Origin of the sequence: Streptomyces sp. NPDC085932, from assembly GCF_044540525.1 — a bacterium.
Classification (GTDB): domain Bacteria; phylum Actinomycetota; class Actinomycetes; order Streptomycetales; family Streptomycetaceae; genus Streptomyces; species Streptomyces levis.
On sequence record NZ_JBITSJ010000004.1, the window covers coordinates 587,784 to 611,805 of the forward strand.

Below are 24,022 nucleotides of genomic sequence, written 5' to 3' on the forward strand. Positions count from 1 at the left end.
GTTGCTGCAGGCAAATAAAAGGCGGGAGTGCTAAATCAAAACTTGGCAAAGGCAAGTATTGCGAGAGTAAATGTGCAGGTGGCGAGCCCGGTGCTCCGGGGCGCACGGGGTTAAACGGAAGACCAACCCCCACTTGGGGAGCACCGGCGTTTTCGCTAGGGTCTCGGGCCATGGCTAACAACCAGGCCCCCCAGGGCAATCACGACCCTGCCGGCAGCACCCAGATGTTCCGCGCGTTCGTCGACGAGGCGCCGCAGGGGCGGCAGGCCGCGGCGACGGGCGGCGGCCCGCGCATCGGACTCGTCCTCGGCGTGATCGTCGCCGTGGCGGTCATCGCGGCGGTGGCTTGGCTGGCGCTGGGCTGACAAGGCGGGTTCTCAAGTACGCGGCACCGAAAGTCGGGGCCGAGTGGGTCCGCGATCCGGCGCAGCGGGGTGCCGCTGCGCCCACCCTCCCCCGAGCTCTCGGCTTCGCTCAGGGGGGATCCCATCGCCCCGGCGGCACGACTGCCCGCAGCTGAGCTGAGCGGGCCCACCCGCCGTCGAACGCAAGGGGCCGTGTCGGCCCCCGGCGCGGCCCCGACCCACCACCGGCGGGAAGGCGAAGACACCGCGCCACGGGCACCCGGCAACCGTCCTCGGTCCGGCCTCAGTCCGAGATCAGGCCTTCCCGCAGCTGCGCCAGCGTCCGCGTGAGCAGCCGGGAGACGTGCATCTGCGAGATGCCGACCTCCTCGCCGATCTGCGACTGCGTCATGTTCGCGAAGAACCGCAGCATGATGATCCGCCGTTCCCGCGGCGGCAGCTTCGCCAGCAGCGGCTTCAGGGACTCCCGGTACTCCACGCCCTCCAGCGCCGTGTCCTCGTAGCCCAGCCGGTCCGCCAGCGAGCCCTCGCCGCCGTCGTCCTCGGGAGCCGGCGAGTCCAGCGAGGACGCCGTGTACGCGTTCCCCACGGCCAGTCCGTCGACCACGTCCTCCTCGGACACCCCGAGCACCGAAGCGAGTTCGGTGACCGTCGGCGACCGGTCCAGCTTCTGCGAGAGCTCGTCGCTGGCCTTGGTGAGCGCCAGCCGCAGCTCCTGAAGCCGCCGCGGCACCCGCACCGACCAGGACGTGTCACGGAAGAACCGCTTGATCTCCCCGACCACCGTCGGCATCGCGAACGTCGGGAACTCCACGCCCCGTTCGCAGTCGAACCGGTCGATCGCCTTGATCAGCCCGATCGTGCCGACCTGGACGATGTCCTCCATCGGCTCGTTCCGCGACCGGAAGCGCGCGGCCGCGTACCGCACCAGCGGCAGGTTGAGCTCGATCAGCGTGTCACGGACGTACGCACGCTCGGGGCTGTCCTCGTCGAGCGCGGCCAGCCGCAGGAACAGGGAGCGGGACAGGGTGCGGGTGTCGATGGCCCCCGTGGCCGGCAGCACCGGCGCGGGCTCGGTCGCGAGCTCGGCCGGAACGTCGTCGATGGGGCCGAGTGAGTCGAGAGCATGGGGAGCTGTGTCGCTCTCCGCGAGCGTGAGCACCTTCGAGCTGCCCTGTTCTGCGGACATGCCACCCCCTTTGGGTCGCGGGACGGTCGCGGCGGACGCTCCCGTCCGGGGAACGCAGCCTTCACCTGAATACCGGAGCCGAAGCCCCGGCAAACGCGCTTCACGCAGAATGTCACATGTCGGCAACACGCTGTAGTGACATGTCGACATCTGAGACGCGAATCCGCCCTGCAAACAAGGGGTATGACGGTGTTTCGGCTCTCGACTGTCGGCAACCGCCCTGATGAGCGATTACCTCTCCCCGGTGACCTCTCGCTCGCGTTTGCGGTTACGCGTCGATCCGGTTCGCAGACCGCAACCGCTGGAAACTACGCGCCAGTAGCCGCGAGACGTGCATCTGTGAGACGCCGAGTTCCGCGCTGATCTGAGACTGCGTGAGGTTGCTGTAGTAGCGCAGCAGCAGGATCCGCTGCTCGCGCTCGGGCAGCTGGACGAGGAGGTGCCGTACGAGGTCCCGGTGCTCCACCCCGTCCAGGGCGGGGTCCTCGTAGCCGAGCCGGTCCAGCAGCCCCGGCAGCCCGTCGCCCTCCTGCGCGGCCTCCAGGGAGGTGGCGTGGTACGACCGCCCGGCCTCGATGCAGGACAGCACCTCGTCCTCGGTGATGCGCAGCCGCTCGGCGATCTCCGCGGTCGTCGGGGTCCGCCCGAACGCGGTCGTCAGATCCTCCGTGGCGCTGTTCACCTGCACCCACAGCTCGTGCAGCCGGCGCGGCACGTGGACCGTGCGGACGTTGTCGCGGAAGTAGCGCTTGATCTCGCCCACGACCGTCGGCATCGCGAACGTCGGGAACTGCACGCCCCGGTCGGGGTCGAAGCGGTCGATGGCGTTGATGAGTCCGATGGTGCCGACCTGGACGACGTCCTCCATCGGCTCGTTGCGGGAGCGGAACCGGGCGGCCGCGTAGCGCACGAGCGGGAGGTTCGCCTCGATGAGCGCCCCGCGCACGCGGTCGTGCTCGGGCGTGCCCGGCTGGAGCTCCTTCAGCTGGGCGAAGAGCACCTGTGTCAGGGCGCGGGTGTCCGCGCCACGGCTCCGCTGGGGAGTCGCCGGGGCAGCCGGGGCGGCCGGGACGGCTTCCGAGGTGGGTGCCTGAGGTGCGGTACTGGCCAGCACGGTCAACTCCACCTCGTCATCATCAACTCATCCGTCAACTCTTCCATCAAAAGCGGTCATAGCATCACAAGACATGTGCACTGTGTGCAAGCACCCCATAACTACGTGTTGAGGGATGAATGGCGCACAAATGAACTCACGCCACACAGAAGCCCCCTGTCGCACGGACAGGGGGCTTCGAATGCGAAGAGGAGGCGGAAGGGGCCGGACTCAGAACTCGTAGTCCGCGATCACCCAGGTGGCGAACTCCCGCCACAGCGCCACACCGGCCTGGTGATCGGGGTGCTCCACGTACCGCCGCAGCGCCTCCGCGTCGTCGAAGGCGGAGTTGATGGCGAAGTCGTACGCGATGGGGCGGTCGCTGACGTTCCAGCCGAGCTCCCAGAAGCGGAGCTCGGGGATCTTGCCGTCGAGCGCGCGGAAGGCCTCGACGCCCTTCACGACCCGGGGGTCGTCGCGCTCGACGCCCTCGTTGAGCTTGAACAGGACCAGGTGGCGGATCATCACTTTCCTCCGTCGGCGACCCACGTCGCGAAGTCGCCCAGGGCCCGGGCGGCGTCCGAGATGCCCTGGAAGCCTATCTGGACGTAGTCGGCGGCCCCCTCAGGGTCCGTGATGATCACATAGGCGACGAAGACCACGACGACGTAGACGGCGACCTTCTTCGCGTTCACCGCCATCGCGGCCTCCCCTGTCCCTGGTGTCCCGAACAGCGCACATGATCGCACGAAGGATCGATCACACGAAGGGGCGGATCGCACGAAGGGCCCCGTCTCGCGACGGGGCCCTTCTCAAGCGGTAGCGGAGGGATTTGAACCCTCGGTGACTTGCGCCACACTCGCTTTCGAGGCGAGCTCCTTCGGCCGCTCGGACACGCTACCGAGGGAGACCTTACAGCAAGGTGGCGCGTGCTTCGAAATCGGTTTGCGGCGACTACCCGGCGATCAGCCGGCGACCGCCCGGCGACCCGTCAGCGGTCGCGGAAGAACGCCGTGAGCAGCGCGGCGCAGTCCTCGGCGAGCACGCCCTCGATCACCTCGGGCCGGTGGTTGAGGCGACGGTCGCGGACGAGATCCCACAGCGAGCCGGCCGCACCGGCCTTCTCGTCGCGGGCGCCGTAGACGAGCCGGTCGACGCGGGACTGCTGGATCGCGCCCGCGCACATCGTGCAGGGCTCCAGGGTGACCACGAGGGTGCAGCCGGCGAGCCGCCACCGGCCGAGGGCGGCCGCGGCCCGCCGCAGGGCGAGGACCTCCGCGTGGGCCGTCGGGTCGCCGCCGGCCTCGCGTTCGTTGTGCCCGGCCGCGAGCACGGTCGTGCCGTCCGGGGCCAGGACCACGGCGCCGACCGGGACGTCCCCGCCCCGGACGGCCTCGGCGGCCTCGTCCAGGGCGAGGCGCATCGCGGGCCGCCAGGGGTCCCGTACCGGGTCCGGCGGCGCCGGGGTGGCGCGTGCGGTCAGCGGACGGTCTCCAGGGTCTCCGAGGCGCCCAGCGACTCGGCGATCTCGGTGACGGCGTCCGTCGACATCGAGCGCAGCTCCTTCTCGCTCACGCCGAGGTCGTCCAGGATCTGCGCGTCGCCGACCGGGCCGTGCGGCACGGATTCGGCGGAGCCGGCCACGGGGTCGCCGTCGTCGGTCTCCTCGTCGTCCGACTCGCCGTCCTCGGTGCCGTCGAGGTCGAGGGCGTCCAGGTCGTCGCCGTCGTCCGGGTCCCGGCCGAGCAGTTCGTCGGTGAGCAGGATCTCGCCGTAGCTGCTGCGGGCAGCGGCGGCGGCGTCCGAGACGTAGATGCGAGGGTCTTCCTCGCCGTCCACGCGGACCACGCCGAACCAGGCGTCCTCCTGCTCGATGAGTACGAGCACCGTGTCCTCGTCGGGGGAGGCTTCACGGGCCAGGTCGGCCAGATCCGACAGGGTTTCCACATCGTCGAGCTCTGTGTCGCTCGCTTCCCACCCGTCTTCGGTGCGCGCGAGCAGTGCGGCGAAGTACACCGTGACTCTCCCACTGGTCTTAGGCGTGCCGGTTGGGGGTCCCCCCGGCGGAGGTTACGGGCGGGGAGTGCTCGTCCGAGCCCCACCCACTCGGAATCGTGGCAGAAACAAGGCGTTCAGGGGACGTCTTCGGCTCCCTGTGTCCGGCAGTTGCGCTCGCACGCTCGTTGCCGCCACCTGCGGATCGTACGCGGCTTTGCCCTGCTCCACGCACGGTCACCCGCCACAACGCCCGCGCGGTTCGTGATCTTCCCCGGCGGTTTCCCCGCCCGTCTCCTACCAGCGGAACGTGCGCATGCGCATCGCGTGCCGCAGCCGGGCCGTCTTGGCGCGGCGCGGCTGGACGCGGTCGCGCAGGGCCCTGGCCTCGGCCAGGTCGCGCAGGAACCGGGCGCGGCGCCTGCGGCGCTCGGCGTCGGACTCGTCCGCGCCGGGACGTCGGGCCGTCCCGTCGGGACCGGCCCGCTCGGCCGTGCGGTCGTTCTCCGGGTCCGTCCCGGGCCAGGCGCGCGGTGACGGATCGTGTCGGGTCTCCCGGTCGGGCATCTGGTTCACCACCCCCACTCCGTCTCTCCCACCTTCCCCCGTCCGGACGGTTTGACGCCGACGAAAGGGTGACGGCCGGGCGGCGTCCTTGCCGTGCGGCCGGGGCCATCGGGCCCGGTTACTGTTGTGGACATGCGTCTCCACGTCGTCGACCACCCCCTGGTCGCCCACAAGCTCACCACGCTGCGCGACCAGCGCACCGACTCCGCGACCTTCCGCCGTCTCGCCGACGAGCTGGTCACCCTGCTCGCCTACGAGGCCACGCGCGACGTGCGCACCGAACAGGTCGACATCCAGACGCCGGTCGCGCGGACCACGGGCGTCAAGCTCTCCCACCCGCGCCCGCTGGTGGTGCCGATCCTGCGCGCGGGTCTGGGCATGCTGGAAGGCATGGTGCGGCTGCTGCCGACCGCCGAGGTGGGCTTCATGGGCATGATCCGCAACGAGGAGACGCTGCAGGCCTCCACGTACGCGACGCGCATGCCGGAGGACCTGTCGGGGCGTCAGGTGTACGTGCTGGACCCGATGCTCGCCACCGGCGGCACGCTGGTCGCGGCGATCCAGGAGCTCATCCGGCGCGGCGCCGACGACGTCACCGCCGTGGTCCTGCTGGCCGCGCCGGAGGGCGTGGAGGTCATGGAGCGCGAGCTGGCGGGCACGCCGGTGACGGTCGTGACCGCCTCGGTCGACGAGCGCCTGAACGAGCACGGCTACATCGTCCCCGGCCTCGGCGACGCGGGCGACCGGATGTACGGGGCGGCCGAGTAGGCCGGAGGGCCTCCCGGCGGCACGCGGGCCTCCCGGCTGCTCGGCGGACCGCTCGGCAGCCCTTCTCCGGCTGGCAGGCCTTCTCCGGCTCGGCAGCCTTCGTTCGGCTCAGCAGCCCTTCTTCGTCGTCGGCGCCGGCTCGGGCGCGGCCAGCTCGGCCAGCGCCCGGTCGGCGTCCGGCTTCTTCGCCAGGTCCTTGAAGGCGTCCCCGATGACGAGGTCGACGGCGGCGCCCTTGCGGGCTGCCTCGGTGCGCCGTTCGGCGCCGGGGAGCTGGGTGCCCAGCACCGGCAGGGCTGTGTCCAGGGCGGAGGCCGGGCCCAGGAGCAGACCGGTGCCCTTGACCTTCTTGTCGTACTCCTTGGTCGCGTTGCCCACGTCGCCGATCGTGAAGCCGCGCTTCTTCAGCTCGTCGGCGGTCTTCTTCGCCAGGCCGCTGCGGGTGGTGGCGTTGAGGACGTTGACCTTGATCGTGCGGGGCTCGGGCAGGGCCCTGGCGTCGGGCGAGGGGCTCGCCTTGGTCGCGGGGGCGCAGTCCGTGCCGCCGGCCGCCGAAGCCTTTCTGCCGCCGCCGGTGAAGACGTCGATGAGCTGCAGCGTGCCCCAGCCGCCCACGCCGAGCACGACGACGGAGGCGACGCCCACGGCGACGAGCCTGCCGCGCCGCCTGGGCCGGCGCATCCGGGGATACCTGTTGCCCGTGATGCGGTATTTGCCGCCCATGCCGGGGGGAGTCAGCATGCTCATGAGCGCAGCGTAGTGCGCCCGGGCGACGATGCCTACTAGATGATCATTCGACGTCGCCCAGCGGAACCCGAAAGGGTCAACCCGTGACCGGCGGGGGTCAGTCCAGTTCGAGCACGCGGGCGTGCAGCACCTGGCGCTGCTGGAGCGCCGCCCGCACCGCGCGGTGCAGGCCGTCCTCCAGGTACAGGTCGCCCTGCCACTTCACGACGTGTGCGAAGAGGTCGCCGTAGAACGTCGAGTCCTCGGCGAGGAGGGTCTCCAGGTCGAGCTGCTGCTTCGTCGTCACGAGCTGATCGAGGCGGACCGGGCGCGGCGCGACGTCCGCCCACTGCCGGGTGCTTTCCCGGCCGTGGTCGGGGTACGGCCGGCCGTTTCCGATGCGCTTGAAGATCACACGGAAAGCCTACCGGTCAAGACCTTCCGGGCGCAGCCATGGCGACGGAGTACGACGCCGAAAAAAGCCCCACAAGGCGGTACGAACCGCCTCAGGCACACGCATATGCCGGACCCGGCCGGGCGCGGTGTGCGGCAGGTCAGGGCCGTTCTCGCGGGAGGCGGTCACCCGGGACGCGCGCCTGATTCCCCCGAAAGGGGTCGGGTCCCCCGTTCCGTGGCGTGGACCCCGGGCGGCGGAGGCGCCGCGCAGGCCGCCTCCGCCGCCCCGGACGGGTCAGCCGCGGCCCCGGTCCTCCGGGTGCGGGGGCTGTGGCTTCCGCTCGGTCGGCGGGGAGCTCGGCTTGGGGGCGCTGCGGGCGGCCTCGGCGCGCAGCAGGGCGCGCAGGACGGCGTACGGGTCTTGGAGCATGGCTGTGTTCCTCGTCCTCTGGTTCCGTCTGGTGGTTCCGTGCGGGACTGGTGGACCGGTGGACGGTCCGCTCAGCAGCGCAGAACCTCGGAACGCAGGGGGCGGGGGTCGTGCGGCGGATCCGGCGGCACGGGCACGGGACGCCGTGCGGTGCACGCGGGCGCGGGGCCGGGGAGCGGGGCCGGGCGCAGCGGGACGGCGGCCCGGCGGGCACCCCGGGGCGCGGGGCGCAGGACGGTGTCGAAGGCGTCGTACTCGACGGCCGTGCTCTCCCCGACGGCGGGGGCCGCGGGGCCCGTGTGGGCGGCGGCGTGCGTGCCGGGCACGAGCAGGGCGAGCAGCAGGACGAGCACCCGCGGCCACGTGTGCCGGCGGGTGCCGCGGGAGACCGGCTGCGCCTCGGGGTGCACGAGGGGTCATTCCCCGCCGCGGGCACGCCGTTCATCGCGCGGGCCGGGAGATCCGCTCGCTCGGCGTAGGGAGCACGTGGCCCGTTCGCAGGGGATGCGGCGGCCCGGTGCGCCGGGGGCGTGCTCCGGGCCCGGGGGCTCGCCGGTCGGTGGCTCGGTCATGCTTCATGCTCGGACCGGGCCGGACCGCCCCGCCATCCGGAGCGGGCCACGCGGATGACGCCAGGTCGTGGCCGCGAAGTCCCACCTGCCCGGCGACGCCTGGCACGCGCATTCGGCGTACCGGACGCAGGCGCGCCCGTACGAGGGCCCGCGTCCGGCACGCCGAGCGCACGCACCAGACGCCGCTGGGAAGTCCCACCTGCCCGGCGACGCCTGGCACGCGCATTCGCCGTACCGGACGCAGGCGCGCCCGTACGAGGGCCTGCGTCCGGCACGCCGAGCGCACGCACCGGACGCCGCTGGGGGCCCGCCCTCCGGGCGGCGGAGGGACCGTGCGGACACGGCCTAGGCGCGGGCGGCCTTCGCGGCCTTGGCCGCCGCCTTCATCTCCTGCTTGTGCGCCCGCACCTTGGCCAGGGACTCGGGTCCGGTGATGTCGGCGACCGAGCGGAAGGACTTCTCCTCGCCGTAGGAGCCCGCCGCCTCGCGCCAGCCCTCGGGGCGCACCCCGAGCTGCTTGCCCAGCAGGGCGAGGAAGATCTGGGCCTTCTGCTTGCCGAAGCCCGGCAGTTCCGCCAGCCGCTTCAGCAGTTCCCTGCCGCTGCCGGCGTCCCGCCAGACGGCCTCGGCGTCACCGTCGTAGTGCTCGACGAGGTACTGGCACAGCTGCTGGATGCGCTTGGCCATGGAGCCCGGGTAGCGGTGCACGGCCGGCTTCTGCGAGAGCAGCGCGGCGAAGGCCTCCGGCTCGTGCGCGGCGATCTCGTGCGCGTCCAGGTCGTCCGTGCCGAGCCGCTGGGCGATCGTCGCCGGGCCCTTGAACGCCCACTCCATCGGGATCTGCTGGTCCAGCAGCATGCCGGTCAGCGCGGCGAGCGGACTGCGGCCGAGCAGCGCGTCGGCCTCGGGGTCCTGGGCGAGGTGCAGGGTGACGTCCATGCCCCGATCATCCCCCGGGCCGGGCCCGGCCGCGTCCGGAGCCCGGGTCAGGGGCGCCAGTAGCCGAGGGCGTGCACGCGCTGCTTGGGCAGGCCGAGTTCCTTGCGGACGTACGCGGCGAGCGTCCGGGTCGTCGCCGTGTCGCAGGCGATCCAGACGTACGGGTCGGCGGTCGTGCCCAGCAGTCCGGGCAGGTCCGCCTTGACGCGGTCGACGAGGTGGGCGCCGGAGTCCTGGCGGGGCACCTTGCGCAGCTCGTGGCGGTCCGGGTCGGTGCGGAACGGCAGGTCGTCGTCGCCGCCCTCGAACCAGACGGTCGCCGGGGCGGTGCCCAGGGCGTCCAGGAGGGAGTTGATGGCCGGCAGCGAGGCGGGGTCGCCGACGGCGAAGACGTGCGTGGGCGCCGGGCTCGGGTGCTCGAAGCCGGTGCCCTGGACGGTCGCCTCGATGGTGTTGCCGGGCTTCGCCGCCCGGGCCCAGTCGCTGGCGCACCCCTCGTGCAGGGCGAACTCCAGGCTGAAGGTCCCGGCCGCGGGGTCCGGGTCGACGAGGGTGTAGGCGCGCTGGTGCGGCTTGCCCGCGTTGTCGAACCAGAGCCGGACCCACATGGTGGGGTGCACGCCGGTCGCGGCCAGCAGACCGCCGTCGGTGAAGCGCAGCCGCCGGTAGTCCGGGGTGACGTCCTCCGCGTCCGTCACCGTGAACTGGAAATCCTTCGCGCGCAGCAGTTTGAGGACCGCGCCCTCCCAACCCCGCCCCTGCCCCATCGCGTTTCAGCCCTTCGCGTACGATTCCGGCCACACAGCTCTGACTTAGGCAAGGCTAACCTAAAGGAAGGTGGGGGTACAGGGTGGCGATCGAGATCTACCGTGACGCCTGGGGCATTCCGCATCTGCGCGCGGACAGCGCGGCCTCACTCGCGCACGCCCAGGGCCTGGTCACCGCCCGCGACCGGGCCTGGCAGCTGGAGGTCGAGCGCCACCGGGCGCAGGGCACCTCCGCGTCCTTCCTCGGCGAGAGTGCCCTGGCCTGGGACCGGTTCGCCAGACGCGCCAGACTCGACGACACCGCCAGACGCTGCTTCGCGGACCTGGAGAGACGGGACCCCGAGACGGCGGACTGGGTGCGGGCCTACGTCGACGGGGTCAACGCGGGACTGGAGCGGGCCGGAAGCTCCACGGCCCCCGAGTTCACCCGCACCGGTCTCGTCCCCGGGCGCTGGCAGCCCTGGACCCCGCTCGGCGTCTGGCTGGCCACGCACATCCTCTTCGCCGGGTTCCCGGCCAAGCTCTGGCGCGAGCAGGTGGCGACGCACCTCGGCGCGGACGCCGTCGCGCTGTTCGCCACCGACGGGCCCGGCACCTCCGGGAGCAACGGCTGGCTGGTGAGCGGCGAGCGGACCGTCACCGGGCAGGCCGTCATCGCCGGCGACCCGCACCGCTGGATCGAGGACCCGGGCGTCTACCAGCAGATCCGTCTGTCCTGCCCGGAGTTCGACGTCGTGGGCCTCGCCGTCCCCGGCGTCCCGGGCATCGCCCACTTCGCGCACACCGGCACGGTCGCCTGGGCCATCACCAACGCCATGGCCGACTACCAGGACCTCTACCGGGAGCGGCTGCGGCGCACGGGTGCCGGTGTCGAGGCGCTGGACCCGGACGGGGTCTGGCGCCGGGCGGCCCGGCACACCGAGGTCGTCGAGGTGGCGGGCGAGGAGCCGGTCGAGGTCGAGGTGATCGAGACCGGCCGCGGCCCGGTGGTCATCGGCGGGCCGGAGGGCCTGGACGGCGGCACCGCCGACCCGGGTCTGCCCCCGGTCGCCGTCAGCCTGCGCTACCCGCCGCGCGTCACCGGCGACCTCGGCTTCGGCGCCCTGCTGCCCCTGCTGCGGGCCCGCCGGGTCGCCGACGTGGACCGGGCCCTCGACCGCTGGGCCGAGCCGGTCAACGTGGTCCAGGCCGCCGACACCGAGGGCGGGGTCCTGCACCGCGTCGCCGGATACGTGCCGCAGCGCGCCGAGGCCAACCGGCTGCGCCTGGTGCCCGCCTGGGAGCCCGGCCACGAGTGGCGCGGCCGGCACGAGACGCCCCGCGCCGGGCTCACCGACGGCGTCGCCGTCATGGCCAACCAGCGCGGCCCGGCCGCACCCCTCGGCGTCGAGTTCGCCCCGCCCCACCGCCACGACCGCATCGCCGCGCTGCTGGCGGGCCGGGAGCGCTGGTCCGCCGCCGACATGCCGGCCGTCCACACCGACACCCACCTGGCCTCCGCCGCCGCCCTCCTGGACCGCCTCCGTCCGCTGACCGGCCTCACGCCCGAGGCCGCCGCGCTGCGGGACCGGCTGCTCGCCTGGGACCGCCGCATGGACGCCGGCAGCGCCGACGCGGCCCTGTACGCAGCCGTGCGCGGAGCGGTCGTACGGCGGCTCGCGGCCGAGCCGGCCTTCGCCGCGCTCGCCGCCCCGCCGGCGTACCCGGACGTCTTCCGGCCCTGGCTCGCCCTGCTGCCGCGGGTCGGCTTCGCCCTCGAACACCTGCTGACCGCCGGGGAGCTGTACGGCATCGACCGCCCCGCGGCCGTCCGCGCGGCACTCGAAGAGGTGGCCGGGCGGCCGCCCGCCGGCGTCTGGGGCGACACCCACCGGCTCGCCCCCTGGCGCGCCCTGGAGCCGGAGACACCGCACGAGGAGCCGGGGCTGTCCGGTGACCACGACTGCGTGCTGTGCACCTCGGGCGTGCCGGGCCTGACCGACCTGGCCGCGCGCGGCCCGGCCGCCCGGTACGTCTGGGACCTCGCCCGGCGTGAGGACAGCCGCTGGGTGGTCCCGCTCGGCGCCTCGGGCGTGCCCGGATCCCCTCACCACCGTGACCAGCTCCCCCTGTGGCTCGGGGGAGACCTCGTCCCGGTCGTCACCGACTGGGCCCAGCTGACCAAGGAGACCGATGTCTGACCCGTACGCCTCCCGTACCGCCGTCCACGAGCAGGTGACCGACGGTTTCGGCACCGTCCGCGTGCTGCCGGTGGACGCCGAGGCCGACGCCTGCGTGCTGCACCGCTGGGTGAGCGAGGAGCGGGCCGCCTTCTGGGGCATGACCGGCCTCACCGAACGTCAGGTCGCCGAGATCTACGCCCACATGGACACGCTCACCACCCACCACGCCTTCCTGGTCGTGCGCGAGGGCGAGCCGGTGGCGCTCCTGCAGACCTACGAGCCCGAGGCCGACCGCGTCGGCGAGTGCTACGACGTCCGGCCCGGCGACATCGGGGTCCACCTGCTCCTCGCGCCCGCCGGGCCGGGCGGCCGCAGGCCCGGCTGGACGGCCGGGCTGGTCGCCGTCGTCGCCGCGTACGTCCTGGTGGGCCTGGACCGCCGCCGGGTCGTGGTCGACCCGGACGTCCGCAACGAGAAGGCGATCGCCCGCTTCCTCCGGCAGGGCTTCACGGCCGGGCCGGTCGTGGTCCTGCCCGAGGTCGACCTCCCGGACGTGTACCTGCCGGAGAAGAAGGCCCAGCTGGCCTTCCTGGACCGGGAGATACTCTTCCCCGCGTGACGCCCGACGAGCTCATCACGCACTACGGCCTCGAACCGATCCCCAGCGAGGGCGGACTGTTCCGCCAGACCTGGGCCGGTCCCGAACGTCCCGACGGCAGACCGGAGGGCACGGCGATCGTCGCGCTCCTCACGGCGGACGACTTCTCCGCCCTCCACCGTCTGCCCACGGACGAGATCTGGCACTTCTACGGGGGCGATCCCCTGGAGCTCCTGCTCCTCGCCCCGGACGGCAGCGCGCGCACGGTGGTCCTGGGGCCCGAGGTGCTGCGGGACCAGCACGTGCAGTTCACCGTCCCGGCCGGCACGTGGATGGGCGGCAGGGTCCGGCCGGGCGGCGCGTGGTCCCTGTTCGGCTGCACCATGGCCCCGGGCTTCACGTTCGAAGGGTACGAACACGGGGACGGCCCGGAGCTGGCGGCGCGCTACCCGGCGGTGGCCGACGCGATCACCGCGCTGTCCCGGCCCGTCGCCTAGACGCCGGCTGCGGGACCGTGGAGCGCTGCACGGACCGTCGGGCGCCGCACGGACCGTTGAGCACTGCACGCTTCCCGTCCGTATCTGACCGGGAGCCGTACAGCCCGACCCCGGAGACCCACGTGGAGCGCAATGTCGGACACCCCCGGCGAGCCCGGGCCCTGGTGCTGCTCGGCACCGTGCTGGTCCTGCTCCTCGGCGGAGCCGCCCCCGCCCCGGCCCACTCCGCCCTCCGCGGCACCGACCCCGAGGACGGATCGGTCGTCCCCCGCGCCCCCCGGCACCTCACCCTGACCTTCACCGAGTCCGTCGGGCTGCTCGACGACTCCTTCCGGGTCTTCGGACCCGACCGGCGCCGGGTCCCGACCGGCGAGGTCACGCACGCCGACGGCCGTTCCGACACGGCCCGGATCCGCCTGACCGGCAAACTCGCGCAGGGCACGTACGCGGTCGCGTGGCGGGTGGTGTCCGCCGACAGCCACCCCGTCTCCGGCGCCTTCACCTTCTCCGTGGGCAAGCGCTCCGCGACCACGGTCCAGATCGACACCGGCCCGGAGGAGGATCCCCTCACCGACGGCCTCTACGACCTCGCCCGCTACCTCGCCTACCTCGCCGCCGCCCTGCTCGTGGGCACGGCCGCCTTCGTGTCGCTGTGCCGCCCGGCCGGCACGTCCCCGCTGCGCCGGCCCCTGGCCGCCGCCTGGTGGACGCTCCTGTGCGCCACGGCCGTCCTGCTCCTGCTGCGCGCCCCCTACGAGACCGGCGCCGGCCCGCTCGCGGCCTTCGACGCCGGCGCCCTGGAGCGCACCCTGTCCAGCCGCCCCGGCCAGGCCCTGCTGGCGCGGCTGGTGATCCTGCTGCTGATCGCGGCCTTCCTGGTCCGGTCGTCCAGGAGCCGTGACCACACCCGGCCCGTCGTCCGGGTGTCCGGCACCGCCCTGGCCGTCGCCCTGGCCCTGACCTGGGCGATGGCCGAGCACGCCTCGGCCGGCATCCAGGTGCCCGTGGCGATGGCGTCCTCGGTGCTGCACCTGCTGGCGACCGGCGTCTGGCTCGGCGGACTCGTGGCGCTGCTGCTGACCCTGCGCCGCGCGCCCGTCGACGGCCTGGCCGAGGTCGTCCCCCGCTTCTCCCGGGTCGCCTTCACCTCGGTGGCCGTCCTGGCGGTCACCGGCCTCTACCAGTCCTGGCGCGGCCTCGGCTCGCTGTCCGCGCTGACCGGCACGTCGTACGGACGGCTGCTGCTCGCCAAACTGGCCGCGGTGACCGTACTCCTGTGGGCGGCCGCTCATGCCCGGCGCTGGACGGCCCGGATCGCCGCACCGGCGCCCACCGCCCGGACCGCCGTACCGGAACGGGTCGCGCAGCCGGTCGGCGCGCACGCGGCGGCCACGGGTCCGGCGCCCACCGGGGCGTCCGCCACCGGGACGCTCGCCCCCGGGCCGGCGGCCCCGGGCTCGGGAGATCCGGGCGCGGGCGCTCCGGACTCGGCAGATCCGGAGCAGGGAATCACGGGGTCAGGAGAGCCGACAGCGGGCAGCGCGGGCCCCGAGCGGTCCGGGAAGCCCGCGGACCGGGCTCCGGTGACCGGCGGTGCGGGCGGCGGTTCGGCCGGCTCCGGCTCCGGCACGCCGGCCGACTCCGAGGCGCGCCGCCGCGGCCTGCGCCGCTCCGTGCTTGTGGAGGTCGCCGTCGCCGCCGTGGTGCTGGCCCTCACGACCGTGCTGACCGGCACGCTGCCCGGCCGCGCCGAGGCCGAGGCGGCGCGGCAGGCCCCGGCGGGCGCGCTGCCGCCCACCGCCCAGGTGACCGTGCCCTTCGACACGGGCACCGGCGGGATGACCGGCCGCGGCACGGTCCAGGTCACCCTGGACCCCGCCCGGGTCGGCGACAACGGCGTGCAGGCCGTGGTCTACGGCGCCGACACCGGCCTGGTCGTCGTCCCCGAGGTCCGCGTCACCTTCAGCCTGCCCTCGCGCGATCTCGGCCCGATCGACGCCGAACTGACCGACCGGGGCGGCTATTGGAGCACCAACGCCGTCAATCTGCCGCTTCCGGGGACCTGGACGATGAAGACGACCGTGCGGGTGTCCGACGTGGACCAGGTGACGGAGGAGAAGCGGGTGCGGATCGTGCCCTAGGCAGCCGGGCCCCCGCCGCGGGCCCGTCGCCGTGCAGGAGCCGCGTCATGGTCTCGGCGGCCCGTACGGCGGCGTCCCCGCAGCAGTTGTTGAACAGGACGTGCACCTGCTCGGTCCGCTCGGCCAGATGCCGCACGCGGGGCAGCCACTCGGCGAGTTCGTCCTCGCCGTAGACGTGCCGGAACCGGTCCTCCTTGCTGCCGGTGCCCCAGGCGGTGCTGCGGCCGTGGAACCGCACGACGGACAGCCGCGGCGAGGTCACCGGGGTCACCGGCGGCACGGAGGACGGCAGGGTCTGCGTCATGTCGACGGCGACCGCGGTCATGCCGTGCCGCGCCAGCAGCGCCTCGGTCGCCTCGGCCCGGCCCGGCTCCCACCAGGACGGATGCCGGAACTCCACGGCGACGGGCCAGCCGCGGGTCCGCTCCGCGCACTGCGCGAGGAACGTCTCGGCCCGCTCGCCCGGACGGAACCACGGAGGGAACTGGAACAGCACGCTCCCGAGTCGTCCGGCGCACCGCAGCGGCTCGACTCCGGCCGCGAACCGCGCCCAGACCGCGTCGAGCACGGCCGGGTCCCGGTGCTCGGCCGGCAGCCCGTCCGGCATCACCACCTGCCGGGTGGGGTGCCCGGTCAGCAGCGAGAACGCCTTCACGTCGAAGACGAACCCGTCCGGGGTCCGCTCGGCCCACAGCACGCTGTTCCGCTCGCTCGGCAGCGCGTAGTAGGAGGCGTCGACCTCGACGACCGGGAACCGCTCGGCGTAGTGCCGTAACCGCCCCTCCGCGTCCCGCCGCCCGGCCGGGTACCAGCCGCTGCCGACCAGCGCCCGGTCGGTCCAGGAACACGTGCCCACCAGGATGTCGCCCAGGATCTCGCCCATGGGGGAGCGGTTACCCGGGCCGGGCGCCGGCAGGCTCCGCCACCGGCCCGGCGGTGGCACGGTGAAAGCTCCCGAATCAGGGTAATCAGGTCATAGTTGTCCATTGCGGTGCCATGGCCGAAGCCTCCGCGAGAGCGAGATGACCGAACATGGAGCAGCCCGTCACCGTCGGCCGGGCCGGCCGGCCGCCCGGCGGAGCCCGCGAGGTTCCCGAAGCCCCCACCGCCCTCGACGCCCTGGTCGCGGAGGACCTCACCGCCCGCGTCACCCTCGACGAACAGGGCAGGGTGACCGGCTGGAACGCCGGCGCCGAGCGGCTGCTCGGCCATCCGTCCGGGGAGATGCTCGGCCGTCGCGCCGCGGACCTGCTGGCCGAGCCGATCCCGGTGCGCGGCGGCATGCCGGCCCTCGCCGGGCTGTCCCGGTGGAACGGCGACGTCGCCCTGCGCCACCGCGACGGCCGCAAGCTGACCGTCCGGATCCTCGCCCACCACCGCACGCCCGCCGGCGGCGCCCCGGCCTGGCTCATCGTCTCCGCGCTGACCGGTCCGAGCCCGCAACCCGGCCTCGACGCATCCCTGGTGTCCTGGAGTTTCGCCCAGTCCCCGTGCTGCGCCCAGGCGATCTACGACACCCGGCTGCGGCTGCGCCGGGCCAACGCCGACATGGAACGCTCCACCGCGCTCACCGAGGAGGAGATGCGCGGTCTGCGCGTCAGCGAGATCATCGACGACGCCGCCGGCGAGCGGGCGGAACACAGCATGGCCCGGGTGCTGCGCACCGGCGAGCCGCAGTACGACGAGAACTACCTGCGGGCCCCCGGCGAGGACCACGAGCACGCCTGGTCGGTCTTCATGTCCGCGCTGCGCGACCAGGAGGGCACGATCCGGGGCGTGTGCCTGTCCGCGCACGACATGACCGAGCAGTTCTGGGCCCGCAAGCGGCTCCAGCTGATCGCCGAGGCCGGCCGGCGCATCGGCAGCACCCTCGACGTGACCCGCACGGCCCAGGAGCTGACCGACGTGACCGTCCCGGCCCTGGCCGACTTCGTCAGCGTCGATCTGCTGGCCGCGCTGGACGACGTGCCCGAACCGCCCGTCCGGGCGCTGCCCGCCGACGGGCCGCTGCGCCTGCGGCGGGTCGCCCTGCGGTCCGTCACGCCGGGCGCGCCGGAGGCGGTCGTGGCGGCGGGCGAGGTGGACTCCTACCCGGCGGGATCGGCGCCGTTCGAGAGCCTGCGCACGGGACGGCCCACCGTGCAGGAGGCGACCGACCCGGCGCTGATCGCGTGGTTCGCGCGCGACCCGGCCCGGGCCGCCCGCATCCGCAGCTTCGGCATCCACTCCGTGCTGACCGTGCCGCTGGCCGCGCGCGGCACGACCCTGGGCGTCGCCTTCCTGGTCCGGTACCGCAACCCGGACCCCTTCCAGCACGACGACCTGGTCCTGGCCGGGGAACTGGCCGCCCGGGCCGCGGTCAGCATCGACAACGCCCGCCGCTACACCCGCGAGCGCGCCACCGCGGTCACCCTCCAGCGCAGCCTGCTGCCCCAGCGGCTGCCCCGGCAGGCGGCGGTCGAGGTCGCCTCCCGTTACCTGCCCGCGGGCGGGCGCGCGGGCGTGGGCGGGGACTGGTTCGACGTCATCCCGCTGTCCGGGGCCCGGGTGGCCCTGGTCGTCGGCGACGTCGTCGGCCACGGCCTGCACGCCTCGGCGACCATGGGCCGGCTGCGCACGGCGGTCCGTACGCTGGCCGACATCGACCTGCCGTGCGACGAGCTGCTCACGCACCTGGACGATCTCGTGGCCCGCCTGAACACGGAGGAGGGCGACGGGGGGCGGGGCGGGTCCGCCGAGTCCGCGGAGACCTCGGCCGACGTGGGCGCCACCTGCCTCTACGCCGTCTACGACCCGGTCTCCCGGCACTGCTGCCTCGCCGGGGCCGGACACCCCCGGCCCGCCGTGGTGCGGCCCGACGGCACCGTCGACCTGATCCCCCTCCCGGCCGCGCCCCCGCTCGGCATCGGCGGCCTGCCCTACGAGGCGACCGAGGTCGAGCTGCCCGAGGGCAGCCTGCTGGCCCTCTACACCAACGGCCTGGTCGCCACCCGCGACCGGGACATCGACGCCGGGATCGACCGGCTGCGGGAGGCCCTCGCCGGCCCGGCGCCCTCGCTGGAGGCCCTGTGCGACCGGGTGCTCACCGAGCTGCTGCCGCAGCGCCCGGCGGACGACGTGGCCCTGCTCCTCGCCCGCACCCGCGCGCTCGACGCCGGCCAGGTCGCCACCTGGGAGGTGCCCTGCGACCCGTCGGCGGTCGCCCGGACCCGCAAGGACGTGGTGGCCCAGCTGGAGCGGTGGGGCCTGGCCGACGCCGTCTTCGTCACCGAACTCGTCGTCAGCGAACTGGTCACCAACGCCATCCGGCACGCCGAGCCGCCCGTCCGGCTCCGCCTGATCCACGACACCACCCTCGTCTGCGAGGTCTCCGACGGCGGCAACACCGCGCCCCACCTGCGCCGCGCCCGCAGCCACGACGAGGGCGGCCGCGGCCTGCTCCTCGTGGCCCAGCTGACCGAGCGCTGGGGCACCCGCCAGAGCGCCACGGGCAAGACCATCTGGGCGGAACAGCCCCTGACCCTCCCGTGAGGAGCCACGCCCATGACCACCCCCACCGCCCACCGGACCGCCCACCCTCCGATCGCGCCCCCGGACACCGGCCTCATCACGCGCCGGACCGTCCGCCCCCGGGTCGTGCCCTCCGCCCCGGCGGGTGACCGGCCGTGCCGCGCCCCCGGCGTCCCGCGCACCGCTCGGTGAGGGGACGGACCCCGGTATGCAGACCTTCCTGCCCCACGCCGACTTCCGCGAGACCGCCCTGGCCCTGGACCGCCGCCGGCTCGGCAAGCAGCGGGTCGAGACGCTGCAGGTCCTGCGCGGCCTGATCGTGCCGGGCTACGGCTGGCGCCGGCACCCGGCCGTGCGGATGTGGACCGGCTACGAGGAGGCCCTGGTCCGCTACGGCCTGGAGATCTGCCGGGTCTGGCGCGAGCAGGGACACCAGGACAGCTGCGCGGCCACCCTGGTCGCCGACCTCGCCACCGCCCGCCCCCACGCCCCGGTCCGCGACCAGCACGACCTGGCCGCCGAGGGCGAACTGCCGCCCTGGCTCGGCGACGGCCCCTTCCACCGCAGCCACCGCTCGGCCCTCGTGCGCAAGGACCCGGACACCTACGGGGCGCTCTTCCCCGGGGTGCCGGACGACCTGCCGTACGTCTGGCCCGCCTCCGACCGCACCGCGTAGGCGCACCTGCCCCTCCGGTCAACTCCCGTCCGTGCGGCACCCGTTGTCGGCCCGGCGGTTCCGTGTTCCACTGGATCTTTTCCGGCACAGCGGTCACGGGTTCGGGCGGGCAGGACGTCATGGGGGAACCGTGTGTGAGGAACTGGGCTTCGAGGGGCTCCTCTCCGACGAGGGCTTCTTCGCGCGGCTTTTCGGGCGGGCGCCCTCGGGTGCCGGGCGGGAGCCGCTGTACGGTCCCGATCTGCCCGTGGTGCTGCTCACCGGCGGCCCGGGCATGGGCAAGGGCCGGCTGCTGCGCGCCGTACGGGACCGGTTCGCCGCCAAGGTGCCGGTGATCCACCTCGACTGCGCCTCGCCGGTGTACGAGGACCGGGCCGCCCCGGAGCCCGGCGCCCGCTCGGCCGCGACCGAGGCGCTGGTGGAGGTGGCCCGGCGGTTGTGCACCTGGCAGGGCACGGGCGGCTCGTTCGCCTTCCCGCGCCTGTTCACCGGCCTCGCCATGATCGCCACGGGCGTCGCGGGCGGTTCGCCCCAGGCGGTCGCGACGGAGGCCGAGCGCTACGAGGACCTGCCCCAGCGGCGCCGGGTGCGGGGCCTGGGCGGCGGCGACTTCTGGCGCGGGATGCTGCGCGGCACCATCCGCAACCTGCTGGCGACCCTGTACGGGCAGGCGTTCGACCCCTATTCGGCGGCCGTGAGCAACGCCCTGCTGGACGCCGTGTTCGAACGCGCGGCCCCCCGCGGCAGGGCGGAGCTGGAGCGGGTGTACGGCGCCTACCCCGGCGCGGCCGGCCAGCCCCGGATCGGCCTGCGCATCCTCGCCGCCGACTTCCGGGCGGGCGGTGAGGCACGGGAGGTCGCGGAAAGCTTTCTCTTCCGGGCCCTGCGCGAGGACCTGGAGGCCGCGTACGCCTCGCCCTCCGGCTGGCTGCGCCGGGTCGGCCGCCCGGGCCTGCTGCTGGACCACGCCGAGTCGCCCCTGGGCGAGCAGCTGCTGCGCGCGGTGCTCACCGACCGCAGGGGAGGCCGGCGCGACCGGGTCGTCGTCGTGGGCACGGCCCGCCGCGCGGACGGCGGCGCCTTCCTGCACGGCGGTCTGCCGCCCGGGTCGACCACGCCCCCGGCCGAGTACCGGCCCGCCGACGGCGCCCCGCCCGCCTGGACCCGCCGCACGGACGACGGCGCCGACCGGGCCCCGCTCGCCGACGGCGTGCTCCTGCTGCGGATGCCGCTGCTCACCGGCGACCAGCTGCGCCGGGAGACGGTGCGACAGCAGCAGCACGCCGAGCCGGAGGGCGGCGAGAACCGCCGCCGTATCGACGCGGCCGTGGCCCGGCTGAGCGGCGGCCGCCCGCACACGGTGATCCGGCTGGCCGCGGCGGCGGCGGCGTTCCGCATGCCGGCCGACGCCAACGACCGTGACCTCCTCGACGCCCCCCTGCGCCTGCCCGGAGAGGACGCCGAACTCCCGGTGGCCGAGGCCCTGTTACGGGAGCTGATCCTGGACCAGCTGCCCGTCCGGCTCCCCACCGAGCACCACGCCCACTGGCTCGACCTCCTCACCCACCTGTCGGTGGCCCACGACACCGAGTGCGCCGACGTGCTGCTCCGCCACCACCAGGCCGGGCACGTCCACCACCTGACCGCCCATCACGTCGCGCGGCTCCTCACCGACACCGGCTGGCCCACCTGCGAACGCCACTTCATCGGTGACTTCGGCCTGCGCCAGCTCCTCGTCCACCGCCTCTACGGCCTGCTCCCCGACGGCGCCGCCTGGTACGCCGACCACCACCTGCTGCGCGACCACTACGCGCGGCGCGCGGCGGGGGAGGAGCGCACCCGCGACGAGGATCTGCCGGCCGACGACGGAGCCGGCGACGGCGGCCCCCGCGACACCGCCTTCCGCTCCCTGACCGCCCACCGGATGAACCACCACCTGGTCTCCGGCGGCGCCGACGACGTCGTCGGTCACCTCGCCGCCACGCTCCCCGGCCGCCCCCGCGCCTGGTGCGCCGAACTCCTGGAGATCGCCCAGGCCCCGTACCCCGGCGGCGCCGACGCCCGGCGCGAGCGCGCCCAGGGCCTGGTCCCCGCGGACGGCCCGCCGCTGCGCCGCACGGTCGACCAGCTGCTGCACGCGGTGTGGCTGTGCGAGGAACGCACCCGCCCGACCGGCCGCGAGACCGCCCGCACCCTGGCCAAGCTGCTGGACCTCCTCTCGATCATGGACTTCGACGGCGCGGGCCGGCTCAGCAGGACGGCGGCGGACTGGAGCGCCCTGGCCGAGAACGAACAGCCCCTGCTGCGCTGCACCTGCACCGAACAGCTCCGGCGAAGGAGATGACGGCATGCCGAGATGGAAGAAGATCCTCTACACGCTGTTAGGGGTGCTGGTCCTCGTCACGGGCGTCATGGTGACGGCCTCCCTCGTCCGCAAGCCGGACACCTGCGCCGACGGCGTGGAGCGGATCGACGGCGAGTGCGTCGGCGTCAACGGCGAGGGCTACGACTTCGGCACCCCGGAGATCGCCGACGTGGCCCGCGCGGTCGCCCGCGAGAACGACCGGATCGAGGACGAGCCGCACGTCACCGTCGCGATGATGCTGCCTCTGCAGTCCGGCCGCGAGGCCCTGCGCCGGCAGATGCGCAGCGACCTGCAGGGCGCCTACCTCGGGCAGCGGCAGGCCAACTCCGGCGAGGGCGAGCCGCCGAAGATCCGGCTGGTCCTGGCCAACCCCGGACGCGACTACGGGCACCAGGCGAAGGTCGTCGACACCCTGCTGCGGATGGCCGCCTCCCCCGAGGACCGGCTGCGCGCGGTCACCGGCTTCAACCTGAGCCTCGCCGCCACGGAAGCGGCCGTACGGCGCCTGACCGAGCACAAGGTCCCCGTGCTGGCCGCCCGGATCAGCGGCGACCGGATCGCCAACGAGGACCGGGCGGACGGCATGGCCAGGCTCCGCTTCCCGGGCCTGGCCCGCATCCTGCCCACCAACAACGACGCCGCCCGGGCCCTGGCCGACTTCAACGGCGCACAGGGCCGCCGCAACGTCCGGACGGTCCTGGTCTACGACAAACGCCCCGACGGCTACAACGAGTCCCTGGCCAGGGCGTTCAGCCGGATCAAGGAGCAGGGCCCGGCAGGCCCCGCCGCGATGTCCTTCGAGTCCCCGGCCATCGACGAGGCGGGCTCCACCGGCAACCAGTTCACGCAGACGGCCAACAACATCTGCGACTCCGAGGCCGACACCGTCTACTTCGCCGGCCGCACCCTCCACCTGCGCATCTTCGCCCTCAAGCTCGCCCAGGTGGGCTGCGAGGGCCGCCACTACACCATCGTCAGCGGCTCGGACGCGGCCTCGCTGCGCCAGGACATGACGGAACGGGACTGGGCCTCGCTGCGCGGCGACGACGGACGGCCGAAGGTCACGGTCCAGTACGCGGCTCCCGCCCACCCCGACGCCTGGGCCACGGAACTGGCGGCCTGGACGAAGGACTTCCGAGCCCGGCACAAGCGCGCCCCGGAACCCCGGGAGCTCCCCCAGTACCTCGCCGAGCCCAAGGCGGCCCTGGACACCCTGCGGGCCCGGATCACGCAGACACGACGCGAGGGCATCTCCCTCGGCTCCGCACCGAACCTGGAGGACTCCCGCACGATGCTCGTGCACGACGGGCTCCTCACCATCGGCAAGGCCCTGCACCAGGCCCAGCAGGGAGCGCCCGACACGACGGTCCCCACCCGTGAGGACGTCGGCCGCCAGTGGTCGCTCCTCCACTCCCGCCACCGCGTCCAGGCCACCAGCGGCCTGATCTGCCTGACGACCGGTGGAAACGCCTACGACAAACCGGCCGCGATCGTCGAACTGGACCCGGGCCGCGAGGGCCGCGGCACGCTGAAGTTCGTGGGCCTGGGCTGGCCGACGGGCCGGCCCCAGCCGAAGAACTGCGTGATCCCGAGCGGGACACCGTGAGGAGGCCGGCGCGAGGCCGGGCCGCGGGAGCCTGCTAGGCAGCCCTGCGGCGCGGTGCCCGCCGGCCCGCGGAGGGCCGCGTGCGCTCCCGGGGCCTGACGGACTGCTCGGTGACCTCGGTCACCTCGGCCGCCTCTGCCGCCTCGTCCGGGAAGAACTCGTCCTCCCCGAAGTCGGGTGCGCGGAAGGGGTCGGTCACCGGGGGCGGCGATGCCGCCGCGGAGCGGCCGACGTGCCCTTCCGGAGCGGAGAACAGCGATGTCGAATCGATGAGAGGTCTCTCTTTCGTGGGTGCGGGCCCCCTCCGGGGGCGCGCGTGCCGTGACCCGGCACGTGGTCCTACAGCTTGGTCATCTTGGCGTAGGGGCTCAGGATCCGCATCTGCGCGGAACCGAAGTCCACCAGCGCCGCGATCCCGTCCTCGACCCCGACGACACGGCCGAGGCCGTACATGTCATGGGTGACCTGGTCCCCGACGGCGAAGTGCTTGGGAGCCGGCGCGACGGGAGCCTTGAAGGGGCTCGTAGGCAAGTGACGCTTATGTGCTGCACGCTTTGTCATCAGGCCCAGTATGCGCCCCGGGGGGTCCCCGTGGGGTTGCAGTCGGGCACCGATTGCCCGAGAACGCCCGAGGGCCGGGCCGCTTTCACGCGGTCCGGC

At 74.0% G+C, this 24,022-nt stretch carries 27 protein-coding genes and 1 tRNA gene; 11 read left to right on the forward strand and 17 right to left on the reverse strand.

Translation table 11 applies throughout. The annotated features are described in order from the left end of the window. The first annotated feature begins 170 nt into the window (after positions 1–170). The gene (locus ACIGAQ_RS22945) at positions 171–365 is read left to right on the forward strand and encodes a hypothetical protein (RefSeq protein WP_311682850.1); all 195 of its coding nucleotides are present in this window, start codon (positions 171–173) and stop codon (positions 363–365) included. A 283-nt stretch (positions 366–648) separates the two neighbouring features. Here the strand turns inward: ACIGAQ_RS22945 and ACIGAQ_RS22950 are convergent, their stop codons facing one another. The 8 genes from ACIGAQ_RS22950 to ACIGAQ_RS22985 form a co-directional block, all read right to left on the reverse strand. Beyond that, positions 649–1,554, reverse strand: a complete 906-nt coding sequence (locus ACIGAQ_RS22950) for an RNA polymerase sigma factor SigF (protein WP_086854429.1) — start codon at positions 1,552–1,554, stop codon at positions 649–651. 268 nt (positions 1,555–1,822) lie between these two features. Beyond that, entirely contained in the window at positions 1,823–2,680 is an 858-nt protein-coding gene (locus ACIGAQ_RS22955) for an RNA polymerase sigma factor SigF (RefSeq protein WP_311682853.1), read from the reverse strand. A 198-nt stretch (positions 2,681–2,878) separates the two neighbouring features. Further along, entirely contained in the window at positions 2,879–3,172 is a 294-nt protein-coding gene (locus tag ACIGAQ_RS22960) for a Dabb family protein (RefSeq protein WP_362275700.1), read from the reverse strand. Further along, the gene (locus ACIGAQ_RS22965) at positions 3,172–3,348 is read right to left on the reverse strand and encodes a hypothetical protein (protein ID WP_311682857.1); all 177 of its coding nucleotides are present in this window, start codon (positions 3,346–3,348) and stop codon (positions 3,172–3,174) included. Before ACIGAQ_RS22965 ends, ACIGAQ_RS22960 begins: the two co-directional genes overlap by 1 nt. Before the next feature lie 116 nt (positions 3,349–3,464). Beyond that, positions 3,465–3,549, reverse strand: a tRNA-Ser gene (locus ACIGAQ_RS22970). An 89-nt stretch (positions 3,550–3,638) separates the two neighbouring features. After that, positions 3,639–4,070 (reverse strand): tRNA adenosine(34) deaminase TadA, encoded by a 432-nt coding sequence (gene tadA, locus ACIGAQ_RS22975; protein ID WP_311682859.1) that lies wholly within the window; start codon positions 4,068–4,070, stop codon positions 3,639–3,641. A gap of 56 nt (positions 4,071–4,126) precedes the next feature. After that, complete coding sequence (locus ACIGAQ_RS22980) at positions 4,127–4,663, reverse strand: hypothetical protein (RefSeq protein ID WP_311682861.1); 537 nt, start codon at positions 4,661–4,663, stop codon at positions 4,127–4,129. A 276-nt stretch (positions 4,664–4,939) separates the two neighbouring features. Continuing rightward, a complete protein-coding gene (locus tag ACIGAQ_RS22985) occupies positions 4,940–5,209 on the reverse strand; it encodes a hypothetical protein (protein ID WP_362276528.1) in 270 nt (89 codons plus the stop codon). Positions 5,210–5,341: 132 nt separating this feature from the next. Between ACIGAQ_RS22985 and upp the strand changes: the two genes are divergently transcribed. Further along, the gene (gene upp / locus ACIGAQ_RS22990) at positions 5,342–5,977 is read left to right on the forward strand and encodes a uracil phosphoribosyltransferase (RefSeq protein WP_311682865.1); all 636 of its coding nucleotides are present in this window, start codon (positions 5,342–5,344) and stop codon (positions 5,975–5,977) included. Positions 5,978–6,085: 108 nt separating this feature from the next. Here upp and ACIGAQ_RS22995 read toward each other — a convergent pair whose 3' ends face one another. The 6 genes from ACIGAQ_RS22995 to ACIGAQ_RS23020 all read right to left on the reverse strand — a co-directional run bounded on the left by ACIGAQ_RS22995 (position 6,086) and on the right by ACIGAQ_RS23020 (position 9,807). Beyond that, positions 6,086–6,700, reverse strand: coding sequence for a LytR C-terminal domain-containing protein (locus ACIGAQ_RS22995; RefSeq protein WP_399785912.1), 615 nt, complete (start codon positions 6,698–6,700; stop codon positions 6,086–6,088). Positions 6,701–6,821: 121 nt separating this feature from the next. Beyond that, the gene (locus ACIGAQ_RS23000) at positions 6,822–7,118 is read right to left on the reverse strand and encodes a type II toxin-antitoxin system VapB family antitoxin (protein ID WP_004943146.1); all 297 of its coding nucleotides are present in this window, start codon (positions 7,116–7,118) and stop codon (positions 6,822–6,824) included. A gap of 276 nt (positions 7,119–7,394) precedes the next feature. Then, positions 7,395–7,529: a hypothetical protein gene (locus ACIGAQ_RS23005; RefSeq protein WP_399785537.1), complete on the reverse strand. Its 135-nt coding sequence runs from the start codon at positions 7,527–7,529 to the stop codon at positions 7,395–7,397. 71 nt (positions 7,530–7,600) lie between these two features. Further along, complete coding sequence (locus ACIGAQ_RS23010) at positions 7,601–7,939, reverse strand: hypothetical protein (RefSeq protein WP_399785540.1); 339 nt, start codon at positions 7,937–7,939, stop codon at positions 7,601–7,603. Between the two features lie 507 nt (positions 7,940–8,446). After that, positions 8,447–9,040 (reverse strand): HhH-GPD-type base excision DNA repair protein, encoded by a 594-nt coding sequence (locus ACIGAQ_RS23015; protein ID WP_311688277.1) that lies wholly within the window; start codon positions 9,038–9,040, stop codon positions 8,447–8,449. 47 nt (positions 9,041–9,087) lie between these two features. Further along, a complete protein-coding gene (locus ACIGAQ_RS23020; RefSeq protein WP_399785543.1) occupies positions 9,088–9,807 on the reverse strand; it encodes a siderophore-interacting protein in 720 nt (239 codons plus the stop codon). A gap of 83 nt (positions 9,808–9,890) precedes the next feature. Here ACIGAQ_RS23020 and ACIGAQ_RS23025 point away from each other — a divergent pair, with 83 nt between their 5' ends. The 4 genes from ACIGAQ_RS23025 to ACIGAQ_RS23040 all read left to right on the forward strand — a co-directional run bounded on the left by ACIGAQ_RS23025 (position 9,891) and on the right by ACIGAQ_RS23040 (position 15,205). After that, positions 9,891–11,987, forward strand: coding sequence for a penicillin acylase family protein (locus ACIGAQ_RS23025; protein WP_399785546.1), 2,097 nt, complete (start codon positions 9,891–9,893; stop codon positions 11,985–11,987). Next, positions 11,980–12,588: a GNAT family N-acetyltransferase gene (locus tag ACIGAQ_RS23030; protein WP_399785549.1), complete on the forward strand. Its 609-nt coding sequence runs from the start codon at positions 11,980–11,982 to the stop codon at positions 12,586–12,588. The genes ACIGAQ_RS23025 and ACIGAQ_RS23030 overlap by 8 nt, the downstream gene beginning before the upstream one ends. Next, positions 12,585–13,064 (forward strand): cupin domain-containing protein, encoded by a 480-nt coding sequence (locus ACIGAQ_RS23035; RefSeq protein WP_399785552.1) that lies wholly within the window; start codon positions 12,585–12,587, stop codon positions 13,062–13,064. Before ACIGAQ_RS23030 ends, ACIGAQ_RS23035 begins: the two co-directional genes overlap by 4 nt. 164 nt (positions 13,065–13,228) lie before the next feature. Beyond that, complete coding sequence (locus tag ACIGAQ_RS23040; RefSeq protein ID WP_399785915.1) at positions 13,229–15,205, forward strand: copper resistance protein CopC; 1,977 nt, start codon at positions 13,229–13,231, stop codon at positions 15,203–15,205. Here the strand turns inward: ACIGAQ_RS23040 and ACIGAQ_RS23045 are convergent. After that, positions 15,105–16,076, reverse strand: a complete 972-nt coding sequence (locus ACIGAQ_RS23045) for a DUF72 domain-containing protein (RefSeq protein WP_399785918.1) — start codon at positions 16,074–16,076, stop codon at positions 15,105–15,107. The two genes, ACIGAQ_RS23040 and ACIGAQ_RS23045, sit on opposite strands and share 101 nt — an antisense overlap. A 161-nt stretch (positions 16,077–16,237) precedes the next feature. Here ACIGAQ_RS23045 and ACIGAQ_RS23050 point away from each other — a divergent pair, with 161 nt between their 5' ends. The 5 genes from ACIGAQ_RS23050 (at position 16,238) to ACIGAQ_RS23070 (ending at position 23,362) form a co-directional block, all read left to right on the forward strand. Then, the gene (locus ACIGAQ_RS23050) at positions 16,238–18,736 is read left to right on the forward strand and encodes a SpoIIE family protein phosphatase (RefSeq protein WP_399785555.1); all 2,499 of its coding nucleotides are present in this window, start codon (positions 16,238–16,240) and stop codon (positions 18,734–18,736) included. Between the two features lie 12 nt (positions 18,737–18,748). Beyond that, positions 18,749–18,907, forward strand: a complete 159-nt coding sequence (locus ACIGAQ_RS23055) for a hypothetical protein (protein ID WP_399785558.1) — start codon at positions 18,749–18,751, stop codon at positions 18,905–18,907. 16 nt (positions 18,908–18,923) lie between these two features. After that, positions 18,924–19,391, forward strand: a complete 468-nt coding sequence (locus tag ACIGAQ_RS23060; protein WP_311688284.1) for an MSMEG_6728 family protein — start codon at positions 18,924–18,926, stop codon at positions 19,389–19,391. 130 nt (positions 19,392–19,521) lie between these two features. Beyond that, positions 19,522–21,735, forward strand: a complete 2,214-nt coding sequence (locus tag ACIGAQ_RS23065; protein ID WP_399785561.1) for a hypothetical protein — start codon at positions 19,522–19,524, stop codon at positions 21,733–21,735. A 4-nt stretch (positions 21,736–21,739) separates the two neighbouring features. After that, a complete protein-coding gene (locus tag ACIGAQ_RS23070) occupies positions 21,740–23,362 on the forward strand; it encodes an ABC transporter substrate-binding protein (protein ID WP_399785564.1) in 1,623 nt (540 codons plus the stop codon). A gap of 34 nt (positions 23,363–23,396) precedes the next feature. On the opposite strand, the gene ACIGAQ_RS23075 is transcribed toward ACIGAQ_RS23070, so the two are convergent. Both ACIGAQ_RS23075 and ACIGAQ_RS23080 read right to left on the reverse strand, forming a co-directional pair. Beyond that, on the reverse strand, positions 23,397–23,561 hold the full coding sequence (locus tag ACIGAQ_RS23075; protein ID WP_311688287.1) for a hypothetical protein: 165 nt from the start codon (positions 23,559–23,561) through the stop codon (positions 23,397–23,399). A 140-nt stretch (positions 23,562–23,701) separates the two neighbouring features. Further along, positions 23,702–23,923 (reverse strand): hypothetical protein, encoded by a 222-nt coding sequence (locus ACIGAQ_RS23080; RefSeq protein WP_094054923.1) that lies wholly within the window; start codon positions 23,921–23,923, stop codon positions 23,702–23,704. Positions 23,924–24,022 lie beyond the last annotated feature (99 nt).

Excerpts from the sequence above, each read along its gene's own strand:
- upp (WP_311682865.1), top strand. The coding sequence starts at position 5,342 with ATGCGTCTCCACGTCGTCGACCACCCCCTGGTCGCCCACAAGCTCACC.
- ACIGAQ_RS23050 (WP_399785555.1), top strand. The coding sequence starts at position 16,238 with ATGGAGCAGCCCGTCACCGTCGGCCGGGCCGGCCGGCCGCCCGGCGGA.
- ACIGAQ_RS22950 (WP_086854429.1), bottom strand. The coding sequence starts at position 1,554 with ATGTCCGCAGAACAGGGCAGCTCGAAGGTGCTCACGCTCGCGGAGAGC.
- ACIGAQ_RS23020 (WP_399785543.1), bottom strand. The coding sequence starts at position 9,807 with ATGGGGCAGGGGCGGGGTTGGGAGGGCGCGGTCCTCAAACTGCTGCGC.
- ACIGAQ_RS22945 (WP_311682850.1), top strand. The coding sequence starts at position 171 with ATGGCTAACAACCAGGCCCCCCAGGGCAATCACGACCCTGCCGGCAGC.
- ACIGAQ_RS23080 (WP_094054923.1), bottom strand. The coding sequence starts at position 23,923 with ATGACAAAGCGTGCAGCACATAAGCGTCACTTGCCTACGAGCCCCTTC.
- ACIGAQ_RS23005 (WP_399785537.1), bottom strand. The coding sequence starts at position 7,529 with ATGCTCCAAGACCCGTACGCCGTCCTGCGCGCCCTGCTGCGCGCCGAG.
- ACIGAQ_RS23030 (WP_399785549.1), top strand. The coding sequence starts at position 11,980 with ATGTCTGACCCGTACGCCTCCCGTACCGCCGTCCACGAGCAGGTGACC.
- ACIGAQ_RS23055 (WP_399785558.1), top strand. The coding sequence starts at position 18,749 with ATGACCACCCCCACCGCCCACCGGACCGCCCACCCTCCGATCGCGCCC.
- ACIGAQ_RS23070 (WP_399785564.1), top strand. The coding sequence starts at position 21,740 with ATGCCGAGATGGAAGAAGATCCTCTACACGCTGTTAGGGGTGCTGGTC.
- ACIGAQ_RS22965 (WP_311682857.1), bottom strand. The coding sequence starts at position 3,348 with ATGGCGGTGAACGCGAAGAAGGTCGCCGTCTACGTCGTCGTGGTCTTC.
- ACIGAQ_RS23060 (WP_311688284.1), top strand. The coding sequence starts at position 18,924 with ATGCAGACCTTCCTGCCCCACGCCGACTTCCGCGAGACCGCCCTGGCC.
- ACIGAQ_RS22960 (WP_362275700.1), bottom strand. The coding sequence starts at position 3,172 with ATGATCCGCCACCTGGTCCTGTTCAAGCTCAACGAGGGCGTCGAGCGC.
- ACIGAQ_RS23015 (WP_311688277.1), bottom strand. The coding sequence starts at position 9,040 with ATGGACGTCACCCTGCACCTCGCCCAGGACCCCGAGGCCGACGCGCTG.
- tadA (WP_311682859.1), bottom strand. The coding sequence starts at position 4,070 with ATGCGCCTCGCCCTGGACGAGGCCGCCGAGGCCGTCCGGGGCGGGGAC.
- ACIGAQ_RS22995 (WP_399785912.1), bottom strand. The coding sequence starts at position 6,700 with ATGGGCGGCAAATACCGCATCACGGGCAACAGGTATCCCCGGATGCGC.
- ACIGAQ_RS22985 (WP_362276528.1), bottom strand. The coding sequence starts at position 5,209 with ATGCCCGACCGGGAGACCCGACACGATCCGTCACCGCGCGCCTGGCCC.